Origin of the sequence: Paraburkholderia sp. EG286B (genome assembly GCF_040965655.1) — a bacterium.
Taxonomy (GTDB): Bacteria; Pseudomonadota; Gammaproteobacteria; order Burkholderiales; family Burkholderiaceae; genus Paraburkholderia.
The window spans coordinates 107,155-113,154 of record NZ_JBFRCF010000023.1; the positions used below are offsets into that span (position 1 = coordinate 107,155).

Below are 6,000 nucleotides of genomic sequence, written 5' to 3' on the forward strand. Positions count from 1 at the left end.
CAGGCGCTTAACGCCCAATCCATTTCTATCAACCGAACGCTTCTGGGCCAGGGGCAGGCGCCGAACAAACCTCAAGAGCCACCGCCGGCCGACGTGATCGCGCGAATGTCCGTTGACGTTTAAAACCCGCCGTCGAGGCGGCGCCGGGTCGAATGGCGGGAGTGGGTCGACTGCTGCCCGATGCGTGTCGATTCAACGGCGGACCATGGCGCCGTCTTCGAGGGTCGGACGGGGTCCGGCGGCGGATTCAACCGGTCGATGCAACACCTAGAATCTGCGTGAGCAGTTGCGGTGTTCCCATCCTAAACCAAGCTTTCGTAATTTTCCCGTTGGTGACCTCGTAAATCGCAAGCACATCGATTTCGCCAGTACCTTCCGGGAATGTCCGGGTCACGCGCTCGTGATCGAAAACCACATTCCCAAGTACGGCGCGATGGATAAGTCGACCGAGCAAGTTGGGTTCAGTGAAACGGGCAACTTGGCGCTCTCGAATCTCTAAAGCGCCACGCTCGAGCAGCCGAGAGGGGAACTCGTAATACTCGCAGTCATCGGCCCACCATTGCATGAGCGAGTCGATATCGCGTGCGTTGTAGGAGTGGAGTTGCTGTTGCACGGTGAATTCGGCGGAATCTACGAAAGGCGCGTCGGTGGTCATTTTTTTCGATCTCTTCGAAATCAAGGCAGATTGTTGATTCCAGCGACCGTTCGTCCGTTTGAAGGCAAGCTCGCGTCCCCAAGATCGCGACGCATATTGCGACAGCATTTCATTGATTAGCTAACGTGCGGACGCTCGGCGAACGCTGACCGGCGACCCGCAACGCACGCTTAAGCACTCGCAGGGCGAGTCGCTCCATCGGTAGTTGTCGTGTGACCACGTAGGTGTCGAAGGCGGCAGGATTCCTGGTGCCTTCCGGCCGAAGCCGTTGCTTGATCGCACACCGGTGAAGATACATTGCAATCAGCGCGTCCCACATGTTTTCCAGAAGTCGGCGAGCTTCCACGGCGTCAAGGCCAGCACCTTGCAGGAATTCCACCCGGCAAGCCTGATCAACCAGACGCCAGGTTGCCGCGCTGATATGGTCACTCGCTTCGTGCAGTTCTTGCAATTCCGAAGTCAGATCTTGCATCAGTCGCCTCCTGTCACTGACCGGCATATTCGAGCCATTCCGGGATCGGCGTAATCGAGCCACCGGATGATCGCCGCAATCGGGCCACGTAGCGGGCTCCGTGTTCTGTCGGGCGGCAGCCCGAAACGCATTTCGAATTTCCGCAACCCGGTACCTTCAGGCTTTTTGCCCGCTGCGCCGCTGAGGCAACAGATGAACCTTCATGGCATTTTCAAGCACCGGGATCTATGCTCCACGGATATGGATCTGCCAGCAAGATTCATGCTGCCGCAGTTGAGAATTGTTCAACCTCTGCTCCGCGAACCCCATTGTGAAGCCAGAAGACAAGGTTGCATTCGGCGCTGCGCTCGCTGAACTGAGCAAAGCGACGCAAGATCTGCAACGCCTGGAGCGCGATCCAGCGACCTCCCTCGCTGCGCTTGCGAGGGCGGAGCACCGTTACGAGCTGTCGCGGCTGGAGTGGCTGCGCTGCGAGTGGCAGCTGCGCGCGTCGGGTGCCCATGCGCTACCGACGCCGCCACCAGCGGTCGGACCCATAATGATAGTGGGCCGCGACGAGGTGATACGGGAGTCTCTAGCCGTTCTGCTCAATGTGAATGGGTATGGGCGGTCGAAGGCATGTGGTTTCGACAGTTGGCAGAAATTCTGCCTTGAACCGTCGCAACAGTTGATCGTACTCGACGTTGCAGAATTTTCTCGGGGTCCCTCTGCGTGGTTCGTGGAGAGTTTCGATGTGGCAACCGAAAGACCGCACATCATCGCGCTCGTGTGGCCGCAGGACGCACCGAGCTTCAAAGGCAAGGTTGATGACGTAATCGCCAAGCCACTCGTGTTCAAGAAGCTGCTTCACGCGATAGATCGAATCAGTTCGGAGGCTGAGGCGCTTCCCGTTGCGAATGACACACCGACCGGAGACGGGAAAGCGCAACCGTGTCGTAGTCAACACGACTGCCCCGTATCGAAGGTCTGGCAACGTCCTCAGCAAGAGCGGACACAACCTTGCTGACGGTGGATGTCAGCAACGGGTCGGGTCATGCCTGGTGTATGAGGCGGCCCGGTGACGAACAGCATGCCCGCTCGTTGGGCACAGGGCGGCCATGGAGGAACGTTCAAGAAGGCATTCAGTTGTTTGAGGCCAGCCGGAACGGATCAACGGCCCACATTTCGCCCGCGCGAATATGCGGCTGTGACCGAGCGAGCCACTCTTCGAGCGACGTCAGACTGATGCCCGGTGAAACTGCACCGCAGAACGACTCCGAAACAAACGGCACGCTATCCTCAGGGCGGCGCACAATCTGGACAATGTGGGTGATTCCGCGAGGACGAGGATGGTTGTTCGCCCACGAAGGCTCTCCCATTTTCAGCCCAATGGTGGCGCAGCGCGGAAGACTTTTTGCCGTAATATTGTCCCCTCCGAGGACAAATCCCGTTCGAGTCTCGATCTCCTGAATGATTCGATCCGACCACGCTTGAAGGGCTTTCACGTCGCCAGAACCAAACACCTCGCGACCCGCGGCCTCGTTCTCTGCTTGCATCGCCTTAGTGAGGAGCAACCTTGTCCACCCCGAGCAGTCGATGACCGGCGGCTCAGCCGAGAGCCCTTCGGACTTCATGCCGCGCTGGTAGCCAACTCGGCCTGTATATGTTTCCACGAGACCCCACATCGTCCTCTCAGCAGTCTCGAATTGCATGACACCCCCCGGTCACTGCGGCTCATGCTCATTATCGCTCGTCAGCAACGTGCCAATCCAATGACTGCTACCGGGCGAATGAAAGGTCCGGCGTGGGTCGGTTTCACCCACTGACCAGGAGGGCAGTTGCCGTTCGATCAGGCTGTGTGACCAATGGCTGGTCTGGAACGTTGAGCGACCACTGAGCGTCGTTCGTTCAACGTCCGCTCAGGCCGAACAGTGGCCTCCGAGAAATCAGAGTGGATGACCTACTTCCGGCTTTTCAGGAACGCCCGTCCGGCAGCCGTAATCGCAATACTGGAGCGCGCACCAGATGGGTAGCTAACGAAGCCCGCGCTGATCAACTCCCGGGTGACCGACCAACCGAGCGCCGGGGCGTCTCTCCCATAGCGAACTTCAGCGAGGCGCTCCAGCGCCCAGATTGCGGACGCGGATAGGGTTTGCTCATTTGGTGAGTCGTTGTCGATCATTGCTTCTCCAAGGAATTAACGGCTAGTCGTTGCGGATTGCGAGGCGCTACGCCATCAGAGGAAAATCGACGCCTCCTGTCGCGTCCAGTCGTAGCGCGCACCCATCTCGATGCGTACGGCTGTTTCAACGAGGTCAGCGCCATGTTGCCCGGCGTGTTGATCCGCCTCCTTCATCAGCGCCTCGAGTGAAGGTAACGGGACACCGTTCTTCCACGCGAAGGCAATGATGTTTCCGGCGCTGTCTTTGGCCGGGGCGAGCGCGACCGATGAACCGAACGTCTCGCGAATCCGGGTGAGATTGTCCCCAAGCCGTGGATCCTCTGCCTGCAGGTTGGCGGCCAGCACGCCGTCGTCGTTCAACCGCGAATGGCAGGCTTCGTAGAAGGCTCCGTCAGATAGCTCGGGGGGCACGCCGTGCGCATTGAAACCGTCGAGCAGCAGCGCATCGAAGGTGTGCGTGGTTGTCGACAGATACTGCGCGGCGTCCGCACAAACGACCGACAGCCGCTCGTCGTCGGGTGGGATGCAGAAGCGCTCGCGCAGCGCAATCACCTCCGGATTGATCTCGACTACCGTGATGCGTGCATCCGGCAGATGCCGATAGCAGTACTTGGTCAGTGATCCTCCACCCAGCCCGATCATGCAGATGTGTCTGGGAGCGGGCTGCAGCAACAGGAATCCCATCATCGTGCGCGAATATCCCAATACAAGCGCATCCGGCGCCGCGCGCAGCATGGTGCTTTGCATGCCACGGCCGTCAAAGTACAGCGAGATGAGATGTTCGGATTGCACAACAACCGGGATATCCGGAGCAGCGCCTGGGCCACGGGCACGGAAATTCGGGAGTGGCCAGTTGAACCGGGGCATGCGGTTCACCCCTGCTGTAGCAGCGGTAAAAGCGCGTGAAGTGCCGCCTCTTCGTCCGGGCCCGCGACCAGCACCTGGGCAGCGGTCCCGCCGCGCACCCGTAGTGCGTCGATTGCCATGCCATCCTTCGCGTTACCGCGGCGTCCATTCGCGACCAGCAGGATGTCGCTTTCGAAACGGCGCGCCACATTGACGAATACATCCCGGGCAGCGTGCGCCCCATTCCGGTTCCACCCGGAACCGGCTTCAACATCCACAACGGTTGCCATGTTCTTTTCCAAAATCTCGGGACAGGTCCCTGGATTCAGTGCGAATTATCGACCTGACAGTCCGCGAGAAACGCCCTGAGTTCGCCTTCCCACGTTGTGTCCTGCAGGTCGATGCTGACGCCGGCAAGGCGTGTCATTTCGAGGTTCAGGTGAACCGCTTCAAGCGATCGGGGCCACACGGCCTGCGCAAAACACCGGCGGTCCACGTCCAGAAGGAGCCGCGGATGGTGCCGGAACCTCGCACTGGCGACTGAGATCGCGTCCAGCACGTGCCGGGCCGATTCCCGCGGATAGACGAAGGCCAGGTGAATACCGACCGCCGCGAGCTGCTCGCCTACGTCATGGAAGCGGTGGATCATCTGGAACCCGCGTTCGCCACCGCGCCCGACCCCCACCAGGATCAGACCCCGGCTTCCCGCGATTTCCTGCACGCGAACCATGCGCCGGTCAGGCAGCAGCAGCGCTCCATCCAGATCCAACATGACGACATCCTCAGCGAATCCGCCCGCAAGTTCGCGGAAGGGCGGCGATCATCATTATAATACAGCAACAATTTCATGTGCCTTACATTATAATACACTGTGTGCGAGCAGATGATCGCCTCCGGCGAACACCCGTCTTCTTCCTGACTGACCCGAAACTGTTTTTAATGAAATCCGCAATGAACGCCGCCCCCGCATGCCCGCAATGCTCAATGGAGAACACGTACCCGGACGCAGCGCTGTATGTGTGCGCGGACTGTGGCCATGAATGGTCAGAGAACGGGGGTGTGGAAACCGTGGGCGAATCGGAAAGGAGTGTGGTCCGGGACGCAAACGGAGCCGTGCTCTCAGACGGTGACTCGGTCGTGCTGATCAAGGACCTGCGCGTCAAGGGCTCCTCGATCATGCTGAAGATGGGCACCAGGGTGAAAAATATCCGGATCGTCGGCGGCGATCACGAGATCGACTGCAGGACCGATACCGGCAGCTTCATGCTCAAGGCCTGCTTCCTGAAGAAGGCCTGACCGGGCGGCCTGCACCCGCTCGCGAAGCGCCGCGGTTTTTTACGCACTTGCCCGACTACAGGTTATATCGAGAATGGACGGCGACCAGACATCCTGTGACGCATTCGTCGAGTTCCTCTCGACGCCACTGAATGACAGGCGACCCTTCGTGCTGGAAACGCAGCACGCCGTGTCCCTGCACTTCGATCACTTTGCCACCCAGAGCTGCATGTCGCTTCGTGCGCCGGACAGGCTCACGCTCGTCTATACGCGCACGATGATGGGGTTCCTGCTGCTGCAGCCCGCTCCCAGGCACATCTGCATGATCGGGCTGGGCGGGGGCTCACTGGCGAAGTACTGCTATCTGTGAGGCTGACCCGGTTCGACGGACGGATTTGCAGCCAGCGATTTGATGCGATCTAACCTCCGCTGAGTGTTGAGTCGCGGGTTGTCCACGGGCGGGGGGCGGGTCGCCTCTCACGACCATGACGCTGCCCGCCGGTGGGCAACCCGCAAGGCGATACGGTTTGCCTTTTAACGTTGAGGTTTTCGAATTCAAGCGGCGAACGGTAGCCAATGCTGCTGTGCAGG

9 protein-coding genes and 1 pseudogene are annotated in these 6,000 nt (G+C 59.9%); 3 read left to right on the plus strand and 7 right to left on the minus strand.

Annotation, left to right across the window (positions count from 1 at the left end; genetic code table 11):
* Positions 1 to 247: 247 nt before the first annotated feature.
* Both AB4Y42_RS35405 and AB4Y42_RS35410 read right to left on the minus strand, forming a co-directional pair.
* Positions 248 to 655: a nuclear transport factor 2 family protein gene (locus AB4Y42_RS35405; RefSeq protein ID WP_368691879.1), complete on the minus strand. Its 408-nt coding sequence runs from the start codon at positions 653 to 655 to the stop codon at positions 248 to 250.
* Positions 656 to 764: 109 nt separating this feature from the next.
* Positions 765 to 1,127 (minus strand): hypothetical protein, encoded by a 363-nt coding sequence (locus tag AB4Y42_RS35410; RefSeq protein WP_368691880.1) that lies wholly within the window; start codon positions 1,125 to 1,127, stop codon positions 765 to 767.
* Between the two features lie 310 nt (positions 1,128 to 1,437).
* Here AB4Y42_RS35410 and AB4Y42_RS35415 point away from each other — a divergent pair, with 310 nt between their 5' ends.
* Positions 1,438 to 2,133 carry a response regulator receiver protein gene (locus AB4Y42_RS35415; protein ID WP_368696768.1) on the plus strand — a complete coding sequence of 232 codons (696 nt, stop codon included), beginning with the start codon at positions 1,438 to 1,440 and terminating at the stop codon, positions 2,131 to 2,133.
* A 115-nt stretch (positions 2,134 to 2,248) separates the two neighbouring features.
* On the opposite strand, the gene AB4Y42_RS35420 is transcribed toward AB4Y42_RS35415, so the two are convergent.
* From AB4Y42_RS35420 to AB4Y42_RS35440, 5 genes are all read right to left on the minus strand, one after another.
* Positions 2,249 to 2,818 carry a hypothetical protein gene (locus AB4Y42_RS35420; RefSeq protein ID WP_368691882.1) on the minus strand — a complete coding sequence of 190 codons (570 nt, stop codon included), beginning with the start codon at positions 2,816 to 2,818 and terminating at the stop codon, positions 2,249 to 2,251.
* Positions 2,819 to 3,066: 248 nt separating this feature from the next.
* Positions 3,067 to 3,288, minus strand: a complete 222-nt coding sequence (locus AB4Y42_RS35425; RefSeq protein WP_368696769.1) for a hypothetical protein — start codon at positions 3,286 to 3,288, stop codon at positions 3,067 to 3,069.
* 54 nt (positions 3,289 to 3,342) lie between these two features.
* Positions 3,343 to 4,155, minus strand: coding sequence for a fused MFS/spermidine synthase (locus tag AB4Y42_RS35430; RefSeq protein ID WP_368691884.1), 813 nt, complete (start codon positions 4,153 to 4,155; stop codon positions 3,343 to 3,345).
* 5 nt (positions 4,156 to 4,160) lie between these two features.
* Complete coding sequence (locus AB4Y42_RS35435; protein ID WP_368691885.1) at positions 4,161 to 4,424, minus strand: HPr family phosphocarrier protein; 264 nt, start codon at positions 4,422 to 4,424, stop codon at positions 4,161 to 4,163.
* Positions 4,425 to 4,459: 35 nt separating this feature from the next.
* On the minus strand, positions 4,460 to 4,906 hold the full coding sequence (locus AB4Y42_RS35440; protein ID WP_368691886.1) for a hypothetical protein: 447 nt from the start codon (positions 4,904 to 4,906) through the stop codon (positions 4,460 to 4,462).
* A 179-nt stretch (positions 4,907 to 5,085) separates the two neighbouring features.
* Here AB4Y42_RS35440 and AB4Y42_RS35445 point away from each other — a divergent pair, with 179 nt between their 5' ends.
* Complete coding sequence (locus AB4Y42_RS35445; RefSeq protein WP_368696770.1) at positions 5,086 to 5,430, plus strand: zinc ribbon domain-containing protein YjdM; 345 nt, start codon at positions 5,086 to 5,088, stop codon at positions 5,428 to 5,430.
* Positions 5,431 to 5,503: 73 nt separating this feature from the next.
* Positions 5,504 to 5,773, plus strand: a pseudogene (locus AB4Y42_RS35450) (spermidine synthase); the annotation flags it as partial.
* Positions 5,774 to 6,000: the final 227 nt, after the last annotated feature.